This window comes from Microbispora siamensis (assembly GCF_016863095.1).
Lineage (GTDB): Bacteria > Actinomycetota > Actinomycetes > Streptosporangiales > Streptosporangiaceae > Microbispora > Microbispora siamensis.
Genome location: NZ_BOOF01000024.1, coordinates 1 through 18,240 on the forward strand (window position 1 = coordinate 1; position 18,240 = coordinate 18,240).

An 18,240-nucleotide genomic window follows, 5' to 3' on the forward strand; every position below is an offset into this window, starting at 1 on the left:
ACGGACATGCCCGATGCCCTGCAGCCGCACGTAGGTCGCGCCCGGGTTTTCGGGCTGGGAGTCCCACCGGCAGCCGTCGCCGTCCTTGGGCCAGGTCACGGTGTCGAACCGGCCCCGCCCTTTGAACCGGGGAAACCCCGGCGTGTGCCCGGCTCTCATGCGGGTGAAGAACGCCGCGAACGCCTTGTCCAACCGGCGGAGCGTGGCCTGCTGGGAGGAGAACGACCATCGGCCCTGACCGGTGGGGTCGTGGGCGCGGATGTGTTTCAACTCGCCCGACTGGTCGCTGTACCGGACCGTCACCCCGGCTCTACGGTAGGCCGTACGGCGGTGCTCCAAGGCGGCGTTGTAAAGCTCCCGGTGGTCGTGCAGGCACTGCGTGAGCGCGGCGGCCTGCTTACGGGTGGGGCGCAGCAGGAACTTGAACGACCTGCGCACGCCCACCTCCAACGTTCGGTAATCAGATCATCACGCTATTGGAAGGCACCGACAAAACCCGGAAGGAAATCTGTGATGCGCGGACCACGCAGGTCAGAGCACGCTCAGGCCCTGGCGGCCCTCCCGCTCCCGATTCCCCCGTCGCCCCAAGGCGACGGTACCCTCGGGAGACTTTGATGGAGCAGGCAGTGCCGATCCCGTACGCGCGGACGCTCGCGGAGGCCCGGCTGTATCTCGCGCTCACCGTGGACGAGGCCGGTCAGGAGGAGCCGCCGGTCGAGGGACCCGAGGCGTGGACGGTCCGGTCCGGCGGGGTCGAGGTGCTCGTGCCGTACGCGAGCGAGGCGGAGGCCAGAGACGAGGGGGAGCGGTTCGGCGTCGGCCTGTCCGAGCTGATCGACCCCGGCCAGTGGCGGCTCGCCGGCGCCGGGTACGCGCGCCGCGCGCTCGCCGACGACCTGGAGTACACCGAGGAGCCGGGAGACGAGAGGCTCTTCCAGCGGGTGGTGAGCGGCTGGGAGGCGGCCAGGGACGCACTGGGGGAGGCGCTCAAGTTCATCCCGCCCGGCGAGGACGAGGTGCCCGCGGAGGCGTTCTGGACCGAGGCGGGGCTGGCCGCCCGCGAGGCGGAGCCCGAATGCTTCCTGCGCGACCGGCTGGCCGAGGACATCGCGTTCTACCAGCAGAACTTGGACGACTTCCGCCGCCTCAACGGCTGACCTACTTGCCGAGCGGCACGGGCACGCGGGCGGCGGCCGGGTCGAGCGCCGGGCCCTCCGGGATGAGATGCAGCAGGTGCGCGGGCACCGGCGTGGCGTCGGTGGCGTCGTAGCCGAGCTTCGGCAGCAGGTCGGCCGAGGCGATCGCGAACCTGCGGCCCTGGTCCGTCAGCAGGAAGTAGTTCGTGATCGACCCCAGCTGTCCCTCTCCCGGCAGCAGGCCGGCGACCGCGGCCGTCCCCGGCGGGAGCAGCACCTGGTCGAAGGTCTCCTGGCCGCCCGGGGTCCTGGGCGTGGGGATCGCGATCGAGGAGCCGACGGTCACCGTCGCCCGGGTCGAGCCGCCGCGGGTGCCGGCGTAGACCGCGCACAGCGGCGTGCTGGAGGCGGGAGAGGTCATCGTGGGCATCGTCTCGGGCATCCCGCCGCCCACCACGCTCTGCTTGGAGAGCGACGCGTTGGCCGTGGCCGCGTCGATCGGGACGGCCCGCGGGGCGCGCTTGCCGTACGCCGCCTTGATGGCCGGGTCGGCCAGCATGAGCGTGGCCTGGGTGAGGGTGATCGGCGCGAGGCCGTCGGACAGCAGGACGTACCAGCGGGCGGGGGCGCCCCCGATGCCGGGCACGGTGAAGACCTGCCCGACCGCGGCCGTGACCTTCCCGTCGGGCCCCCGGACCTTCCTGCCCAGGTGCGGCACCTTCGGGCCGCTGAAGTCGGGGCCTTCGGGGATGGCGTTGAGCCAGGTCGCGGGCACCTTCCGAGGCTGGGCGTTCAGGGCGCTCACCGCGCTGGAGCTCGCCCGCATCCGCCGGTCGCCCCAGATCACCCACTTCTGCCGGCCGTCGTCCACGACCATGGCGCCGCCGCCGAGCGGCCTGCCGCCGACGTCCACGCCGCCCACGAGCGTGACGTACGGCCGGGGCGCCCCGGTGGCGTCGGGGCCGTCCACCACGCACACCGACCACGGCCCGTGCACCAGCTTGTCCTTGGCCGGCAGCGAGTCGGGCGCGCCGGGGATGCCGACGAGCGGCCCGCGCGGCAGCTCGGCCAGCGAGGCGGCGGAGACGTCGCGCACCGTCACGTCGGCGGTGTCGAGCAGCAGCCGGGCGGAGACGTAGTTCGCCACGGGGAGCAGCACGCGCTCCTGCTGGCTGTAGACGTAGGTCGCGCCGGTGTCCTGCTCGACGAGGAGCTGGCCGGGCTGGGTGAGCTTGGTGGCGCCGCCCGGCTTGATCACACCCCAGATCCCGAAGACGGCGAGCAGGAGCACCGACAGCAGGACCCCGCAGAAGGTGGCCAGGGTGTGCCGCCGCATCGGCGACTCCGCGACGTCCGGCTCTCCCTGCAGCAGCGCCTGGCCCAGGCGCTGCTGCATCAGCCGGTATGCCTGGTAGAGGTCCTTCCGGGTCTGCACGTCACCTCTCCGTGTCAGACGGCATGGGAGCCAGCATATTCATCCCCGGCGCCCTTGTGATCTCCCTTCTGATCGCCGTTCGCCGTCAGGGCCCGCGCGACGTGCCCGATCTCCCGCCGCAGCCATCGGTGGGCCGGATCGGCGTCGTGCCGCGCGTGCCACGTCTGTGTCACCGGCAGCCGGGGCAGGTCCAGCGGGATGTCGAACACCGCGAGGTCGAGCCGCTGGGCCAGGGGCGCGTGCAGCGACCGCCCGCAGCGTGCCACGAGGTCGGTGTGCGCGGCCATGAGCAGCGCCACCGAGAAGGTGGGCACCGACGCCACCACGCGCCGGGTCAGCCCCAGAGACGCGAGCGCCTCGTCGATGGGGCCGTGCGGCAGCCCTCGCCTGGAGGCCGTCACGTGGTCGGCCGCCGCGTACCGCTCCGGCGTGATCTCGCCGTCGAGCAGCGGATGGCCGCGCCGTACGACGCCCACGTTGTCGTCGGTGAGCAGCGGTTCGGCGCGGGTGTCCGAGGTCTGCTCGCCGACCACCCCGATCGCGAGGTCGGCCAGGCCGTCGCGCAGCGCGCGGTGGTCATCGCGGCCCTCCGGCAGGAACCGCAGCGAGACGCCGGGCGCGGCCCGCCGCACCCGGTCGAGGAGAAGCGGTCCCAGCACGGCGACCAGCGTGTCGTCGGTCAGCAGGGAGAAGGAGCGCTCCAGCCGGCCGGGCTCGAAGTCGGGGCGGGTGCGGAAGAGCGCCCCGGCCCGCTCCACGATCTCCCGCACCTCCGGCCTGATCGCCAGCGCGTAGGGGGTCGGGGCCATCGTGCGACCCGAGCGCACGAGGACCGGATCGCCGAGCGCCCGGCGGATGCGGGCCAGCGTCCGGCTCATCGCCGGGCCCGACAGGTGGAGTCGGTACGCCGCGCCGCTCACGCTCTCCTCGTCCAGCAGGACGTCGAGCGCGACCAGCAAGTTGAGATCGAGGCGTGAATGCATGGCGTGCACTTGTCCCGTGTCGAAGTTGCATTTGAAGGCAAGAGTGGGGCCAGCTTACGTTGGTCTCGCCGGTGGCCGCCGCGATCACACTTCCGACCGACCGAAGGGTCTTCGATGACCATCATTTCCACCGGCGCGCGATCGCCGCGGGCGGACACGGCCCGGCCCGGGTCAGTGCTCGCCGCGATGTCCAGTTGCGTGATCATGGCGGTGTCGCTGGTCGCCGCCGTCAACCTGGCCGTGCCCAAACTGACGGCAGGCTCGCTGCACCCGTCGCCGAGCCAGTTGCTGTGGATCGTCGACTCCTACGTGCTCGTCTTCGCCTGCCTGCTCATCTCCGCGGGCGCGGCCGGGGACCGTTTCGGCCGCAGGCGGGTGCTGCTCGCGGGCCTCGCCGTCTACACGGCCGGGTGCGTCGTCGCCGCGCTCGCCCCCGCCGTGCCCGTTCTCGTCGCGGGCCGAGTCGTCACCGGCGTGGGCGCGGCGCTCGTCATGCCGGCCACCCTGTCCATGAGCCTGCAGGCCGCCCCGCCGGAACGGCGTGCGCACACGATCGCCGTGTGGACGGCGGCCACGGGAGCGGCGGGCATCGTGGGCAACCTCGCCGGCGGCCTGGTGCTGCAGTATCTGCCCTGGCAGGGGTTGTTCTGGGTGATGGCGCCGGTCGCGCTCGCCCTGCTGGCGCTGGCCGCGCGCGTCGCTCCCCGTCACGGAGCGCCGAGCGCGGCGGGGGGCGCCGCCGGGCGCCTGGATCCGGCGGGCTCCGCGCTGCTCGTCCTCGCCTTCGCCGCGCTGCTCACCGGCATCATCGAGGGGCAGGAGCGCGGCTGGCGCGACGCCCTCGTGCTCGGCGCATTCGTCCTGGCGGTCGTCGCGTTCGCCTGCTTCGCCTGGTACGCGCTGCGGGCGGCCCACCCGGTGATCGACCCGCGCGTGTTCGCCTCAAGGGCGGTCGCGGCGGGGGTCCTCGGTGTCACGGTGACGTTCTTCGGGCTGTTCGCCCTGTTCTTCGTCAACGCGCAGTACCTCCAGTACGCCAAGGGGTTCTCCCCGCTGGTCACGGGCGTGGCGGTGGGCCCGCTGGCCGTCGGCATGCTGGTGGTCTCGCGGATCAGCCCCGCACTCGTGCGCCGTCACGGCTCCCGCCCTGTCGTCGCGGCCGGTGCCGCTCTGCTCGTCCTCGGTCTGTGGCTGCTCTCGTACGCGGACGCGGCCATGCCGTACGCGGTCTACGCGGTCGTCCTCGTGGCCATGGCGGCCGGGATGGGCCTGTCCCTGCCCGCGCTGTCCACGTCCATACTCAACGGGCTCCCGGCGGCCAGCGCCGGGGCCGGCTCAGGACTGAACGGCGCCGCCCGCGAGGTCGGCAGCGCGTTCGGGGTGGCGGTGTTCGGCACGCTCCTGGCCGGCCGCATGGCCGCCTACGCGCCCGGCCGGTCCCTGCGGTCTCTGGCGGAGCAGGGGACGGACGCCCGTCTCGTGGCCGCCTTCACCCACGCAGCGTCCGACGGCTTCCGGGTCGTCGCGGTCGTCGTGGCCGTACTCGCCGTCGTCGTGGTCTCGCTGTACCCATCCTCCGGAGGACGCCTTTCCGGGCGTTAGGAAAAAGGGGAATAGAGCGGTGGAAAAGCCAGATTCTCCCGGCCTTCGATATAGCCGCTCGGCATAAGGGGTTCACAAGATTGACAAACGATTTACGGTGAGGGCGGCCCCTTTGTCGATGAAGGAGTGACTGAATGGGTAACAGCTTGCTCGGCGGCGACCCCGCGGAGATGCAGAGCATGGCCGCGCAGTTCAGCCAGCAGGCGGACCAGGTTCGCGCCACGATGGCCAACCTCGACCGTGAGGCGGCCAAGGTCGGCACCGCCTGGACCGGCCCCGGCGCGCAGCGCTTCCACGACGCCTGGCAGAGCTACCGGGCGGCGTTCCAGCGTATGGCGGAAGAGCTCAACGAGGCCTCCCGGGTCATCACGACCTACCGCGGCAACATCGAGTCCGCCACCCGCTGACCGGCACTCGCAGACCGCCGGCCGCCGTACCGCCATGAGTGCCATGGCGGTCCGGCGGCCTTCTCATGCGACCGGCCTGATCATGTGACCGGCGGCCTCATGTCACCGGCGGCTCGGTCGAGCGGCCGAGATAGGTGACGGGGCGGGGGTCGGGCACCGGGATCTCGTGGAAGCCCAGCCGGTCGTAGCAGGCGCGGGCGCGGGTGTTGACGGTGAGCATGCTCAGCTGCACGGCTGGCACGCCCTTCGCCGCGAGGGCGTGGAGGAAGGCCGTCATCAGCGCGCGGCCGTGCCCGGCGCGCTGGTGGCCGTGGAGCAGGTCGATGTGCAGCGGCTCAATCCGGCACCGCGGCCTGGATCGGGGTCGCGGTGCCCGAGACGACCAGCAGGCCCCGCCCGGGAGGCCCGCCGACGGCGCCGCGCGGCAGCCGTACGGCGAACAGGTCCCCGTCGGCGGGGCTCTGCACGTTGAGCAGCAGGCCGGTCCTGCCCTTGCGCGCCTCGGCCGCGAACCCCCGGTAGGCCGTCGCCAGGTCGCCCGTGGCCCCGGCGACGAGCAGGCCGTGCTCGCCGTCCCGCCCGGTGCGCAGGATCTCGTCCAGGGCCAGGCCGAGCGCGGAGTCGGGCGAGATGAGCTCGGCGTCGTCCACGGCCACCACGTAGCGCTCGTGCCCGGCGACCAGCGCGAGCGGGTCGAGCGCGCCCGGCAGGCCGCCGAAGTCGTCCGCGCCGCCCCCGGTCACGCTTCTGGCGTTGCCGTCCAGCACGGCGAGCACCCCCGGAGCCCCGGCGAGGTCGCGCAGCGGACTGCGACGCGGGGTCACGACGAGCACGGGCGTGCCCCGGTCGAGCAGCGAGCGCACCGCCGTGACCAGCGCGGACGACCGTCCCGAGCGCGGCGGTCCGGCGATCACGGCGGCCGGCCCCTGGCCCTGCAGGTCCACGCCCATCGGGGTGAGGGCGTCGCCGCCCGCGCCGAGCAGCGCCCACAGGGCCGACGGCGGCTCGTGCGACGGCGCCAGGTCGAGCGCCTGGCTCGCCGTGATCCGCATCGGCAGCGCGTCCACCCGCAGCGGCGGCTCCGACGGCCAGGCCCACTTCCCGGGCAGGTCGGAGCCGCCGAACCGCGCCGCCGCCGTACGGGCGAGCTCCTGCAGGACGGCCACCTGCGCGGGGCCGGAGGGGTCGTCGCACAGCAGCGCGATCTGGCTCTCCACGAGGCCGTGCTCGCCCACGGCCAGGGCCCTGCCCGGAGGCATGACGCTCGGCAGGTCGCGCATCGGCAGTCCGGCGAGCCCGTAGTCGGCGGGGTCGGCGAGCCGCAGCACGAGCCGGTCCTCGAAGACGGTCGAGATCTGCCCGAGCAGGCCGGACCGGTCGGAGGTGACCACGGCCCGCAGCCCCACGGCCGGTCCCTCCCGCAGCAGTTGCAGCATGGCGTCGACCAGCCGCCCGTAGTCGTAGTTCTCGAACGCGGCGACGTACCCCTCCCAGCGGTCCACGAGCAGCACCAGCCAGGGCAGCGCGCCCACGCCCGCCCGGTCACGCGCGGCCCGCGACCGGGCGGCGGCGCGGGCCTCGGCCAGCGAGGCGTACCCGGCCTCGGCCAGCAGGTGCTGGCGGCGCCCGACCTCCGCGCGCAGGCGGGTCAGCAGGCGCTCCACCCGGTCGAGCTGGTCGCGGGTGACGACCGCCCCGCAGTGCGGCAGCGCGACCAGCGGCAGCAGCGCGCCCGACCCGCAGTCGACGGCGTGGACGTGCACGTCCTCGGGGGAGGCGCCGGCCGCGATCGAGCCCGCGATCGTCCGCAGCGCGCTGGACCTGCCGCTGCGCGCGCCGCCCGCGATCAGCAGGTGGCCGCCGTGCCGCGGGTCGAGCGTGAGCGGGCGCCGGCCCTGCTCCCACGGCAGGTCCGTCACGCCGAACGGCAGCGGCGGCACCTCCTCGGCCCCCGGTCGGTACGGCCCGGCGCCCGCGAGCAGGCCGCAGGGAGAGTGCGCGGTCCCGACATCGAGGACGACCTGGTCGGGCAGCGGCGGCAGCCACGGGCTCGGCTGCCGGGGCATGTCGCTCCCGGCCTCCCGTAGCGCGTCCACGAGCAGGGCCAGGTCGGAGCCGCTCGCCGTCTGGGCGGGCGGAGCGGGCAGCGGATGGCCGAGTGCCTGCCAGGGCAGGTCGAGCACCCGGACGTCCTCTCCCGCGTCGGCCGCCCCCGGACTGCGCGGATGTGGGGTGCGGCCGCCGATCCTGGCGGTCTGCACCGCCACGGGCGCTGCGGAGCCGGCCCGCACGTAGCAGCGGCCGGGCGTCGTCCGCGAGATGTGGGCGGCGTCCGGCACGTCGATGACGTCGGCCGACTCGTTGGCGTCGGTGACCCGCAGCGCGATCCTGAGCGAGGTGTTGGCCTGGATGTCGGCGGTCACCACGCCGCCGGGCCGCTGGGTGGCGAGGATCAGGTGGATGCCGAGCGAGCGGCCCCTGCGCGCGATGTCGACCAGCCCCTCCACGAAGTCGGGCAGCTCCGCGACCAGGGCGGCGAACTCGTCGATGATCAGCACGAGCCGGGGCAGCGGGGGCAGGTCCTTGCTCCCGGCGCTCTCCGGCACCGGGGCGGCGAAGATTCCGCCGCCGCGCGCCCGCCGGACGCCGCCCGCGCCGAGCACCCAGGTGGCGCCGCGCGCCCGCTGGTAGTCCTCGATGTCCTTGGCCCCCGCGTCCAGCAGCAGGCGCTCCCTGCGCCGGATCTCGGCGGCCAGCGACGACAGGGCCCGCTGGGTCAGGTGGCCGTCGAGGTCGCTCACCATGCCGACCGTGTGCGGGAGCCGTACGCACTCCTTGAAGGCCGCGCCGCCCTTGTAGTCGATCAGCACGAACGTCATCTCGTCGGGCCGGTTGGCCACCGCGAGCGAGCAGATCAGCGTCTGGAGCAGCTCCGACTTGCCCGCGCCGGTCGTGCCCGCGACCAGGGCGTGCGGTCCGTCCCTGCTCAGGTCCACCTCGAACGGGCCTTCCGGCCCCACGCCGATCAGGGCCCGGGTCGTACGGCCCTGCCGTTCGGCGAGCGCGGCGGGGTCGAGGGACACCTCGAGCAGGTCGAGCAGGCGGACCGCGTCGGGCAGGGCGGCCGAGGGGTCGTCGCGGCTCACGTCGCGCAGCGGGGCCAGCGCGCGGGCCAGGCGTTCTGCCCAGGACGGCGAGACCCGGTCGGCGCGGATGCCGGTGATCGGGTCGAGCCCGCCGCCGTGGAGGCGCACCCCGCCCTCGCGGTCGCAGGACACGACCGTCGCGCACTCCTCGGGCAGCAGCCGTTCGTCGTCGTCGATGGCGATCGTGTAGACCCCGGCGCGCGGGCCCTGCCGCAGCACCTGCGGCATGCCGGGCAGGCCGCGCAGCACCTGCGCGCCGTCGAGCACGACGAGCACGTCGAACGGCCGTTCGTCGTAGGCCGCGAAGGCCGGCTCGGCCGGCCGGTTGCCGCTCGCGCGCCCCAGGTCGTCCCAGCCGGCCGGGCCGCCGGACAGGCGGGTGCCGCGCGGCACCCCCGGGTAGGGCCCCGAGCCGTTCTCGGCGTCGAGCCGTTCCGTCACCAGGGCGGCGAGTTCGGCGACCCGGCGCGCGGCGGCCTCGGGGTCGGCGCCGACGAGCGCGGCGCAGTCGGACGACAGGGCGCCGCCGCGGGCGGCGGCGTCGGGCGCGCAGTGCGGCAGCCAGCGCACCCAGCCCCACTGCCCGGCGCCGTCGGCGTTGGCGGACAACACGACGATGGCCAGGTCGCGCGGGCTGTGCAGGGCGGCGGCCTGGCCGACGAGCCAGCGGGCGCAGCCGAGCGCCACGTCTCTGGGCCCGGTGAGCCCGGCCACGCCGAGACGCCGCATGACCAGCGCGACCGGGACGTCGTGGCAGGTGGGCGGCTCCCGGCGGGGCGCGTCCTGGGGCGTGCCGCTCTCGGGCTCGAACTCCAGGTCGGCGGGCAGGTCGGCCAGCCCCACGCGCAGCCGCAGCGCGTCGTGGTCGTGCACGCGCCGCTCCCACAGCCGGCGGCGCGGCCCGGTCGCGGTGAGCAGCACCTCGGCCGGGTCGGGCGCGCCGCCACGCCTGGCCTCCTCGTCCTGCCGCACCGCGCGGGCCACCTCCTCCTCGAAGGCGGCCATCCGCTCGCGGTACGCTTTGACCGCCCGGCGGTGCTTCTTCCTGCCGTGCCTGCGGTCGCTCACCCACTGCCCGATCATGATCAGCGGCGTCATGAACGCGATCAGCAGGTAGTACCACGTGTGGGTGACGGCGGCCATGACCACACCGAGCACGGCGGGCAGCAGCGCGGCCAGCAGTTGCAGCCGCATCCCCTCGCCCCGCTTGGGCTCGGCGGGCACGGTGAAGCGCCGCTGCCGCTCGGGCCGCTGGAGGCGCGGTGGCCGGTTGTAGGCGAGCCCGCCGTCCGGCAGTGCGTCGAGGTGGGCGTCCGGCGGCAGGACCGGCCCCAGGGCGAACACGGAGCCGCCGCAGGCGAGCATGCCCCCGGCCGGCCACGCCACCGCCTCGGTGAGCGGCTCGCCCTCCAGCCGGGCCACCGGATCGCCTGCGGAGGCCGCGGGTGTCGCGGGTTCCACGGTGACCGCGCCGGGGGACAGCCGCACCACCAGCGCGACCGGCGGCATCCTCGGGTCGGGTACGGAGATCGCGCACGCGGGGTCGGCGCCGATCGTGTGCGCCCCGAGCCCGATCCGGTGGACGGCCCCCGCGCCCGGGCCGCCGACCACACGCAGTTCGGCCGGCCCGCCGGGCTCCTCGGTCACCGTGGCCGCGGCGGCGTGGCCGTCCACGGCCACCAGGTCGCCATCTCTGAGCAGGCCGAAAACGGGCGCGTCCGGGTCGACGGGCCGGCCGTCGACCCACAGCTTCACCTCACCGGACGGCCGGGCCTGCCGGTCGCCCCGGTCCAGGTCGTACGGCGCGCGGGCGTGCGGGAGCCGTACGACGTTGGCCGGGCGTGCGGTGCCGTCGAGCGCCGTGGCGAGGGCGGCGACCGTGGTGTTCTCGTCGCCCTCGACCAGCACGTCGCGGCGGCCGTCCTCGCTGACCACGGTGAGCGTTATCCGCATGCGCGAACTCCCAGAAGGCGGTTGTGCGGCGGCCTCGCGGAAAGCGTTTCATCCCGGGGCGTCCCCGTGAAGATCTCCGGGTGCGCGGGCGGCGCGGCCCGCGAGGACACCGTAGCCGTGCCGCCCGCGCTCATCTGGGCGTTTCCCGGAATAAGTAAAGGTGCCTGTCATCGCGCCCTTCGTACGACATGCCTGCCGCCCGCCGTGACGCGAACAGTGTGAATGATGTGACAACGGGGAAAGAAGTGCAAACGTACTATCACGAAATTTCGTGTCAGTAAAGCCTTGTGTCGATATGGCGATAGATCCACTCCCGTTGACAGGCGTATTCCTAACGGATAAGCATGGGTCGCCAGTTCGCGCCACTTATGGCGGCGCAAGCTGGCCATAATGGAGTGAATTCGCAACAAACGGCAAGACCGTAAACACATTCGAGCGGCCCGAAAACAGAAGGGCGCCCTCATCCCTGGGAGTCCCCCACCCATGAGGATCAGCGAGAAGACGTCGCAGGACGGCCGGGCACCCGCACGGCCGGGCCTGTCCGGGCCGGCCGCGCGGAAGCTGCCCGTCCCGCCGAGGGAGCGCAAGCCCGCGCTCGCCGCGCTCGCCGTCCTCCTCATCCTGGGCGGCGCGCTGGCCACCACGCTGCTGGTCATGCGCAGCGGCGACCGCGTCTCGGCCGTGCAGATCACCCAGCAGGTGGGGGCCGGGCAGCTCATCCCGCAATCCGCGATGCGGGAGGTGCAGATCGCCGACACTGGCGTCGACTACGTCCCCTGGCGGTTCAAGGACCAGGTGGCCACGACGTACGCCGCGGTGACGCTGCTGCCGGGCACGCTGCTCACCCAGCGCATGACCGCCACGACGACCGACCAGGTCGGGCCGGGCAAGGCCAAGGTCGGCCTGTCGCTCAAGGCCGGCCAGATGCCCACCGACCTCAAGTGGAGCGACGTCGTCCAGGTGATCTACGTGCCGTCGGCCGGCCGGGGGTCCGGCACCGCCCAGCAGAAGGTGCTGGCGACCGCCGCCCGGGTGGAGAGCGCGTCCTCCGGACGGTCCGGCGGCGGGCTGGTCACGATCGTCGTCGACACCTCGATAGCGCCGACCATCGCGCAATACGCGTCCAGCGGGGAGATCGCCCTCGTCACGCTTCCGGGGGTCAAGTGACGTGGCGCTGATCGTGCTCGCCGCCGACAAGGGGGCGCCCGGCGTGACCACCGCGGCGACCGCCCTCGGGGCCGTGTGGCCCCGCCCGGTGCTGCTGGCCGAGTGCGACCCCTCCGGCGGCGACCTCGCCTACCGGCTGCCGGGCGACGACGGCAGCGTGCTCAACCCCGGGCGCGGCCTGCTCAGCCTCGGCGCGGTCGCTCGGCGCGGGCTCCACACCGAGCTGATCTACGAGCACACGCAGAGGCTCGTCGGCGGCCTCGACGTGCTGGCCGGCCTGACCAACGGCGAGCAGGCGGCCGGCCTCACCTGGCTGTGGGGCCCGCTCGGCCGGGCGTTCGCCGCCCTGCCGCAGGCCGACGTGCTCGCCGACTGCGGCCGGCTCGGGCTGCACCCCCAGATCGGCGACCTGGTGGCCGAGGCCGACCAGGTGGTGCTGTTCACCAGGGCCAGCCTCGACCACGTCGCCCACCTGCGCGAACGGCTGTCGCTGATCGGACGGAAGGTCGGGATCGTGGTGATCGCCGACCCCCGGTCGTACCGGTCGTCACTGGAGGAGATCCGGCGCATCGTCTCCGGCTGGGACGTCGCCTTCGTCGGCGGTCTCGCCTACGACCCGAAGGGCGCGGAACTGCTGCGCGGCCAGTGGGGCGGGCGGCTCGACCGCAGCCTCCTGATCCGTACGGCCAGGGAGCTGGCCACGCGTCTGGCCACCCAGCTGGCCGCGGGCGGCGAGACGGCGCCGCCGACCATCGGCAGGACGGCGAAGAGGGAGCCGGAGGTGCGGTCGTGAACTCCCAGCGGCGGCCGGTCGACCACGGTCTGGTGAAGCGGTTCAGGCAGGAGGTCGGCGACCGGCTGGCGCACCAGCGGCGGCTCGACCAGGCGAGCGGCGTGCCGCCGATGTCGGGGGAGGACGAGCGGCAGTTCGCCCGGGCGCTGATCGCGCAGGTGCTGGAGGAGCACGCGCGGAGCGAGATCGGCGTGGGCCGCACCCCGCCCACGGCCGAGGAGGAGGAGGCGCTGGCGGCGGGCATCCACGCCGCGCTGTTCGGCGTCGGCCGCCTTCAGCCGCTGCTGGACGACCCCGAGGTCGAGAACATCGACATCAACGGCTGCGACCGGGTCTTCGTCGGCTACGCCGACGGCCAGGAGCTCATGCACGACCCCGTCGCGGAGACCGACGAGGAGCTCATCGAGCTGATCCAGATCCTCGCGGCGTACTCGGGCCTGTCGTCGCGGCCGTTCGACACCGCCAACCCGCAGCTCGACCTGCGCCTGCCGGACGGCTCCCGGCTGTCGGCCGTCATGGACGTCACCGTGCGGCCGGCGCTGTCGATCCGCCGCGCCCGCCTCGGCAAGGTGTTCCTCAGCGACCTCGTCGGGAACGGCACGCTCACCCCCGAGCTGGGCCGCTTCCTCACCGCCGCCGTGGCCGCCAGGAAGAACATCATGATCGCGGGGTCGACGAACGCGGGAAAGACCACGCTGCTGCGGGCACTGGCCAACGAGATCCCGCCGCACGAGCGGTTGATCACGGTGGAGCGGGCGCTGGAGCTCGGGCTGGACCAGTTCCCCGAGCTGCACCCGAACGCGGTGGCCTTCGAGCACCGCCTGCCCAACGCCGAGGGGCAGGGCGAGATCACGATGGCCGAGCTGGTGCGGCGGTCGCTGCGCATGAACCCCTCGCGCGTGATCGTCGGCGAGGTGCTGGGCGACGAGATCGTCACGATGCTCAACGCGATGACCCAGGGCAACGACGGGTCGCTGTCGACGATCCACGCCAACTCCAGCATGGAGGTGTTCAACCGCATCGCGACGTACGCGCTGCAGGCCGAGGAACGACTGCCGATCGAGGCCACCCACATGCTCATCGCCGGGGCCATCGACTTCGTCGTGTTCATCGAGAAGCGCAACGACTACCACCGGGGAGGCACCCTGCGGCGCTATGTGTCCAGCGTGCGGGAGGTCACGGGCTGCGACGGGCGGGTGCTGTCCTCAGAGGTGTTCGCCATGGCGGGCGACTACCTGGTGCCGCACGCCCCGATCTCCTGCGCCGACGAACTGGCCGCCCACGGATACGACCCGGCGCGGGGAGCGTGGCGATGAGCGGCCTGCTGCCGGCGCTGCCTCCCGGCGTCCTCGACCCCTTGGTGCTCCTGGCCGGGGCCGCGGCGGGCGGCGGGCTCTTCCTGCTCGCCCTGGCCCTGTACGGCCTGCGCCCCCGCCCGGCCACGCCGGACGGCCGGGCCGAGCGGATGCGCCTGCTGCGCACCCTGTCCACGAGGTCGGCGATCGCGGCGGTGACGGGTGTCGTGGTGCTGGTGGTGACCGGCTGGCCGGTCATCGCGGCGGGAGCCGTACTGCTGGTCCTGGCCTGGCGGGGCTTCACCGGCGGCGCGGCGGAGGAGCGGGCCGCGATGCGGCGCCTCGAGGGCCTGGCGGCGTGGACGGAGTCGCTGCGCGACACGATCGCCGGCGCGGCCGGTCTCGAACAGGCCATCCCCTCCTCGATCCGGGCCGCGGCCCCCATGCTGCAACCCCACCTGCGGGCCCTGGTCGACCGGCTGCACACGCGGATGCCGCTCGCCGACGCGCTGCGGATGTTCGCCGACGAGCTGGACGACACCTCGGCCGACCTCGTCGTGGCGGCGCTGATCCTCAACTCGCGGCTGCGCGGGCCGGGCCTTCGCGACGTGCTGTCGGCCTTGGCGGTCTCGGCGCGCGAGGAGCTGGACATGCGCCGGCGCGTGGAGGCCGAGCGCAGGTCCACCCGCAAGAGCGTGCAGATCGTGGTCGGCACCGCCCTCGCCTTCGCCGCCGCTCTGGTCGTCTTCAACCGCTCGTACGTGGAGGAGTACAACTCCGTGCTCGGCCAGGCCGTGCTCGTCGTGGTGGCGGGCCTGTTCGGCGCGGGGTTCGCCTGGATGCGGCGGCTCGCCCGCTTCGACAAGCCGGCCAGGATTCTCGCCCCCTACCACCGCCCGCGGCCCGGGGCGGTCGCGCAGGCGCAGCCCCCGGCGGAGGTGATCCGGTGATCACGACGGTGCTCTGCGGAGCCGTGCTCGGACTCGGGCTCTTCCTGCTGATGCGGGCGCTGTTCCCGCCCCGGCCCGGCCTGACCGCCCGGCTCGCCGCGCTCGACGAGGCCCGCGACGGCAAGGGCGTGCCGCGGGCGCCGCTGATCGCGCCCGAGGAGGACGTCAGCGAGTTCCGCCGCATGCTCGGTCTGCGGCTGGCCCGGTTCTACGCGGCGCGGGGGTGGGAGGCGCGGTCGGTCAAGGCCGACCTCGCGCTGCTCGGCAAGTCGTTCGAGGGGTTCCTCGCGACCAAGCTGCTGCTCGGGGTCTCGGGCCTGCTGGCGTTCCCGCTCCTCGTCGGCTGGCTCGCGCTGATGGGGTGGGGCGTCTCGGTGCAGGTGCCGCTCTGGTCGGCCCTCGTCGTCTGCGTGATCTTCTTCCTGCTGCCCGACGCGCAGATCCGCCGGGACGCCGCCGTACGGCGCCGGGACTTCCGGCACGCCGTGGGCGCCTTCCTCGACCTCGTGTCGATGAACCTCGCGGGCGGCAGGGGCGTGCCCGAGGCGCTGATGATGGCGGTCGCCGTGGGCAGTCCCGTCACCACGCCAGGCGCGCTGAACGGCACCGTGAACAGCACCGTGAACGGCACGGTGCATGGCATGGCGAACGGCACTGTGCACGGCGCCGTCCACGGTGCCGCCTCCGCCGGCACCACCGGGGCCGCGAACGGCGCTGGTCCCGCCCCCGGCGCCAACTGGGCGATGGAGCGTATCCGCGAGGCGCTGGCCAACGCCCGGATCGTCGGCATCACCCCCTGGCAGGCCCTCGGCCAGCTCGGCGACGAGATCAACGTGGACGAGCTGCGCGACCTGTCGGCCGCGCTCGGGCTCGTGGCCGACGACGGCGCCAAGGTCCGCGCCTCCCTCACGGCCCGCGCCGCCACCCTCCGCCGCCGCGAACTCGCGGAGGTCGAGGGCAAGGCGGGCGAGCGGTCCCAGTCGATGCTCGTCGCCCAGCTCCTGCTGTGCGCGGGCTTCGTGATCTTCCTCAGTTTTCCCGCAGCCATGAAGATGTTGGGGGCCTGATGCTCTGGTTCCACTATTTGATCGCCGTGCTCCACGTACGGCTCGACCGCGCCAGGAACGCCCCGTCCAGGGGAGCCTCCGCGGTCGAATGGGTGATCATCACCGCCATCATCGCCGGAGTCGCGCTCGGTCTGGCCACGCTGATCAAGCAGTTGGTCGAGCAGAAGCAGTCCGACATCCAGAACAGCTTCAGCGGCGGCGGCTCCGGCGGCGGCGCCGGCGGGAACGCCGGGCAGTGAGCGTGCGGGGCGGGCGGGTCGAGCGGCGCGGGCGGGGCCGGCGTGGCGAGCGGGGCGCCACGGTGATCGAGCTCGCCATGCTCATGCCGATCGTGCTCGCCGTCGTGCTGCTGATCGTCCAGGTCACGCTCTGGTTCCACGGCCGCCAGGTCGCCGACGCCGCGGCGCGGGAGGGCGCCCGGATCGCCCGTGCGGGAGGCTCCGACGGCTGGCAGGAGGCGGCCGAGGGCAAGGCGCGGCAGATCGTGCAGGCGATCGGGCCGCAGTTGCTGAAGAACGCCCAGGCGCAGGCGTGGGAGCAGGGCGACCAGCGCGGCGTGGAGGTCACCGGCAGCGCCGTCCAGGTGGTGCCACTGCTGCCCGAGATGACCTTCACGATCACGTCACGCTTCGGCGGGCCCATCGAGTGCTTCCGCCCCGACGACGGCTCGGACGGCTGCGAATGACCGGCCGGGGCCGGAAAGCGGACAGGGAGCGCGGGTCGATGACGGCCGAGACGGTCATGCTGGCCCCGCTGTTCCTGCTCTTCCTGCTGTTCCTCGTGGGCGCGGGCCGGATCGTGGAGGCCCAGGGAGAGGTCAACGGGGCCGCGCGGGACGCCGCCAGGGCCGCCTCCGTGCAGCGCACCGAGGCGGAGGCCGAGTCGGCCGCGAAGGAGGCCGCCGAGGCCTCGCTCTCCGGCGACTGCTCGCCGCAGGTGGACATGTCCGGCAGCGAGTGGAAAATGGACGGCTTCGTCCGGATGACCGTGACCTGCGAGCTGAACCTCGACTTCCTCGGGTTCGGCGCCGCCAAGCAGATGTCGGGCACCTCGGTGGTGCCGCTCGAACGGTATCGGAGGTTGACTTCCTCCCGGCCCTAAAGCTGAAGGACCGGGATTCCCGCCCTCACGGGCTGGGCTTCCTGCTTCACCGCCGACCGCCGAAGGGAGGACCCTTGCGGACTCACGTCAGCTCCACAGGCAGACACCGCTCGACCAGCGGCCAGGATGTTCTTGGCGGCGTTGACGTCCCGGTCGTGCCGGGTGCCGCATCCCGGGCACGTCCAGTGCCGGGTGGAAAGGCTGAGCGTGGCGAGCAGGTGCCCGCACGCCGAGCAGGTCTTCGAACTGGGGTACCAGCGGTCGGTCACAACCAACCGCCGCCCGGTACGCGCGGTTTTGTACTCCAGTTGGCGGCGGAACTCCCCCCAACCGCAGTCGGAGATGGCACGCGCCAGGGACCGGTTGCGCACCATGCCTTTGACGTTGAGGTCCTCGATCACGATCAGCTCGTGGTCGCGAACCAGCCGCGTGCTGGTTCTGTGCAGGAAGTCAGCGCGGGCGTCGCGGACCTTGGTGTGGGCTCGGGCGACCTTCGCCTTGGCCTTGGCCCGGTTGTTGCTGCCGCGCTGTTTGCGGGCCATGCGCCGCTGGTAGCGGGCCAGATTGCGCGCCTTGCGCTCCAGATGGCGCGGGTTGGGGATCTTCTCGCCGGTGGACAGGACGGCGAAGTAGGTCACGCCGAGGTCGATGCCGACCTGGCCGCCGGTGGCGGGCACCGGCTCGGGCCCGGTTTCGGTCTCCACGGCGATGGAGGCGTACCAGCGGCCGTCGCTGTCGCGGGAGACGGTCACCATGGTCGGGTTGATCGTGGCAGGGTCGACCTGGGGCCAGGACCACACCAATGCGATCGGGTCGTCCATCTTCGCCAGGTGCAGTCGCCCGTCGCGCCAGCGGAACGCCGAGCGGGTGTAGGTCGCCGACTGGCGGCCATGGCGGGACTTGAACCGTGGGTATTTGGCGCGTCCGGCGAAGAAGTTCACGAACGCGGTGTGCTGGTGCCGCAACGCCTGCTGCAACGGGACGCTGGACACCTCGTACAGGAAGTCATGGCCGCCGTCGCGTTTCAACTCGGTCAGATACCGGTCGGTCTGCGCATACGAGGTTGTCACGCCCTCGGCACGGTAGCGGGCCTGCCGCCACGCCAGGACCCTGTTCCACACCAGGCGTACACAGCCGAACGTGCGGTTCAACACCGCAGCTTGTTCCGGGGTGGGGTAGATCCGCACCTTGTACGCCGTACGCAT

17 protein-coding genes are annotated in these 18,240 nt (G+C 73.3%); 11 read left to right on the top strand and 6 right to left on the bottom strand.

Going from position 1 to position 18,240, the window contains the following annotated elements; all coding sequences use genetic code 11:
* The coding region (locus tag Msi02_RS20165) for a helix-turn-helix domain-containing protein (RefSeq protein WP_239108554.1) at positions 1 to 438 on the bottom strand (438 nt) is incomplete at its 3' end.
* Between the two features lie 176 nt (positions 439 to 614).
* Here Msi02_RS20165 and Msi02_RS20170 point away from each other — a divergent pair.
* A complete protein-coding gene (locus tag Msi02_RS20170; protein WP_204049777.1) occupies positions 615 to 1,157 on the top strand; it encodes a hypothetical protein in 543 nt (180 codons plus the stop codon).
* A gap of 1 nt (position 1,158) precedes the next feature.
* On the opposite strand, the gene eccB is transcribed toward Msi02_RS20170, so the two are convergent.
* Both eccB and Msi02_RS20180 read right to left on the bottom strand, forming a co-directional pair.
* Entirely contained in the window at positions 1,159 to 2,571 is a 1,413-nt protein-coding gene (eccB, locus tag Msi02_RS20175) for a type VII secretion protein EccB (protein WP_204049778.1), read from the bottom strand.
* Between the two features lie 14 nt (positions 2,572 to 2,585).
* Positions 2,586 to 3,554: a LysR family transcriptional regulator gene (locus Msi02_RS20180; RefSeq protein ID WP_204049779.1), complete on the bottom strand. Its 969-nt coding sequence runs from the start codon at positions 3,552 to 3,554 to the stop codon at positions 2,586 to 2,588.
* Positions 3,555 to 3,668: 114 nt separating this feature from the next.
* Here Msi02_RS20180 and Msi02_RS20185 point away from each other — a divergent pair, with 114 nt between their 5' ends.
* Positions 3,669 to 5,156, top strand: coding sequence for an MFS transporter (locus tag Msi02_RS20185; protein WP_204049780.1), 1,488 nt, complete (start codon positions 3,669 to 3,671; stop codon positions 5,154 to 5,156).
* A gap of 134 nt (positions 5,157 to 5,290) precedes the next feature.
* Positions 5,291 to 5,563, top strand: coding sequence for a WXG100 family type VII secretion target (locus tag Msi02_RS20190; protein ID WP_079320176.1), 273 nt, complete (start codon positions 5,291 to 5,293; stop codon positions 5,561 to 5,563).
* A gap of 97 nt (positions 5,564 to 5,660) precedes the next feature.
* Here the strand turns inward: Msi02_RS20190 and Msi02_RS20195 are convergent, their stop codons facing one another.
* Together Msi02_RS20195 and Msi02_RS20200 are read right to left on the bottom strand one after the other, a co-directional pair.
* Positions 5,661 to 5,903: a GNAT family N-acetyltransferase gene (locus Msi02_RS20195; RefSeq protein ID WP_308441820.1), complete on the bottom strand. Its 243-nt coding sequence runs from the start codon at positions 5,901 to 5,903 to the stop codon at positions 5,661 to 5,663.
* Positions 5,899 to 10,662: a type VII secretion EssC family protein gene (locus Msi02_RS20200; RefSeq protein WP_204049781.1), complete on the bottom strand. Its 4,764-nt coding sequence runs from the start codon at positions 10,660 to 10,662 to the stop codon at positions 5,899 to 5,901. Before Msi02_RS20200 ends, Msi02_RS20195 begins: the two co-directional genes overlap by 5 nt.
* A 483-nt stretch (positions 10,663 to 11,145) precedes the next feature.
* On the opposite strand from Msi02_RS20200, the gene Msi02_RS20205 reads away from it, so the two are divergent.
* From Msi02_RS20205 to Msi02_RS20245, 8 genes are read left to right on the top strand one after another with little or no spacing between them, the layout of a single operon-like run.
* Positions 11,146 to 11,829: a hypothetical protein gene (locus tag Msi02_RS20205; protein WP_204049782.1), complete on the top strand. Its 684-nt coding sequence runs from the start codon at positions 11,146 to 11,148 to the stop codon at positions 11,827 to 11,829.
* Position 11,830: 1 nt separating this feature from the next.
* The gene (locus Msi02_RS20210) at positions 11,831 to 12,622 is read left to right on the top strand and encodes a CpaE/TadZ family protein (RefSeq protein WP_239108556.1); all 792 of its coding nucleotides are present in this window, start codon (positions 11,831 to 11,833) and stop codon (positions 12,620 to 12,622) included.
* Entirely contained in the window at positions 12,619 to 13,938 is a 1,320-nt protein-coding gene (locus Msi02_RS20215) for a TadA family conjugal transfer-associated ATPase (protein ID WP_193202413.1), read from the top strand. The genes Msi02_RS20210 and Msi02_RS20215 overlap by 4 nt, the downstream gene beginning before the upstream one ends.
* Positions 13,935 to 14,867, top strand: coding sequence for a type II secretion system F family protein (locus Msi02_RS20220; RefSeq protein ID WP_204049783.1), 933 nt, complete (start codon positions 13,935 to 13,937; stop codon positions 14,865 to 14,867). Before Msi02_RS20215 ends, Msi02_RS20220 begins: the two co-directional genes overlap by 4 nt.
* A complete protein-coding gene (locus Msi02_RS43350) occupies positions 14,864 to 15,934 on the top strand; it encodes a type II secretion system protein (RefSeq protein WP_239108557.1) in 1,071 nt (356 codons plus the stop codon). Before Msi02_RS20220 ends, Msi02_RS43350 begins: the two co-directional genes overlap by 4 nt.
* Complete coding sequence (locus Msi02_RS20235; RefSeq protein ID WP_204049784.1) at positions 15,934 to 16,173, top strand: hypothetical protein; 240 nt, start codon at positions 15,934 to 15,936, stop codon at positions 16,171 to 16,173. Before Msi02_RS43350 ends, Msi02_RS20235 begins: the two co-directional genes overlap by 1 nt.
* Positions 16,170 to 16,619, top strand: coding sequence for a TadE family protein (locus tag Msi02_RS20240; protein WP_239108558.1), 450 nt, complete (start codon positions 16,170 to 16,172; stop codon positions 16,617 to 16,619). The genes Msi02_RS20235 and Msi02_RS20240 overlap by 4 nt, the downstream gene beginning before the upstream one ends.
* A gap of 38 nt (positions 16,620 to 16,657) precedes the next feature.
* Positions 16,658 to 17,035: a TadE/TadG family type IV pilus assembly protein gene (locus tag Msi02_RS20245; RefSeq protein WP_204049785.1), complete on the top strand. Its 378-nt coding sequence runs from the start codon at positions 16,658 to 16,660 to the stop codon at positions 17,033 to 17,035.
* Here the strand turns inward: Msi02_RS20245 and Msi02_RS20250 are convergent.
* Complete coding sequence (locus tag Msi02_RS20250; RefSeq protein ID WP_204049786.1) at positions 17,032 to 18,240, bottom strand: RNA-guided endonuclease InsQ/TnpB family protein; 1,209 nt, start codon at positions 18,238 to 18,240, stop codon at positions 17,032 to 17,034. The two genes, Msi02_RS20245 and Msi02_RS20250, sit on opposite strands and share 4 nt — an antisense overlap.

Bases quoted from the DNA above. Each gene is read 5' to 3' on its own strand.
- Msi02_RS20190 (WP_079320176.1), top strand. From the start codon at position 5,291: ATGGGTAACAGCTTGCTCGGCGGCGACCCCGCGGAGATGCAGAGCATG.
- Msi02_RS20235 (WP_204049784.1), top strand. From the start codon at position 15,934: ATGCTCTGGTTCCACTATTTGATCGCCGTGCTCCACGTACGGCTCGAC.
- Msi02_RS20170 (WP_204049777.1), top strand. From the start codon at position 615: ATGGAGCAGGCAGTGCCGATCCCGTACGCGCGGACGCTCGCGGAGGCC.
- Msi02_RS20250 (WP_204049786.1), bottom strand. From the start codon at position 18,240: ATGCGTACGGCGTACAAGGTGCGGATCTACCCCACCCCGGAACAAGCT.
- Msi02_RS20180 (WP_204049779.1), bottom strand. From the start codon at position 3,554: ATGCATTCACGCCTCGATCTCAACTTGCTGGTCGCGCTCGACGTCCTG.
- Msi02_RS20245 (WP_204049785.1), top strand. From the start codon at position 16,658: ATGACGGCCGAGACGGTCATGCTGGCCCCGCTGTTCCTGCTCTTCCTG.
- Msi02_RS20220 (WP_204049783.1), top strand. From the start codon at position 13,935: ATGAGCGGCCTGCTGCCGGCGCTGCCTCCCGGCGTCCTCGACCCCTTG.
- Msi02_RS20185 (WP_204049780.1), top strand. From the start codon at position 3,669: ATGACCATCATTTCCACCGGCGCGCGATCGCCGCGGGCGGACACGGCC.
- Msi02_RS20205 (WP_204049782.1), top strand. From the start codon at position 11,146: ATGAGGATCAGCGAGAAGACGTCGCAGGACGGCCGGGCACCCGCACGG.
- Msi02_RS20200 (WP_204049781.1), bottom strand. From the start codon at position 10,662: ATGCGGATAACGCTCACCGTGGTCAGCGAGGACGGCCGCCGCGACGTG.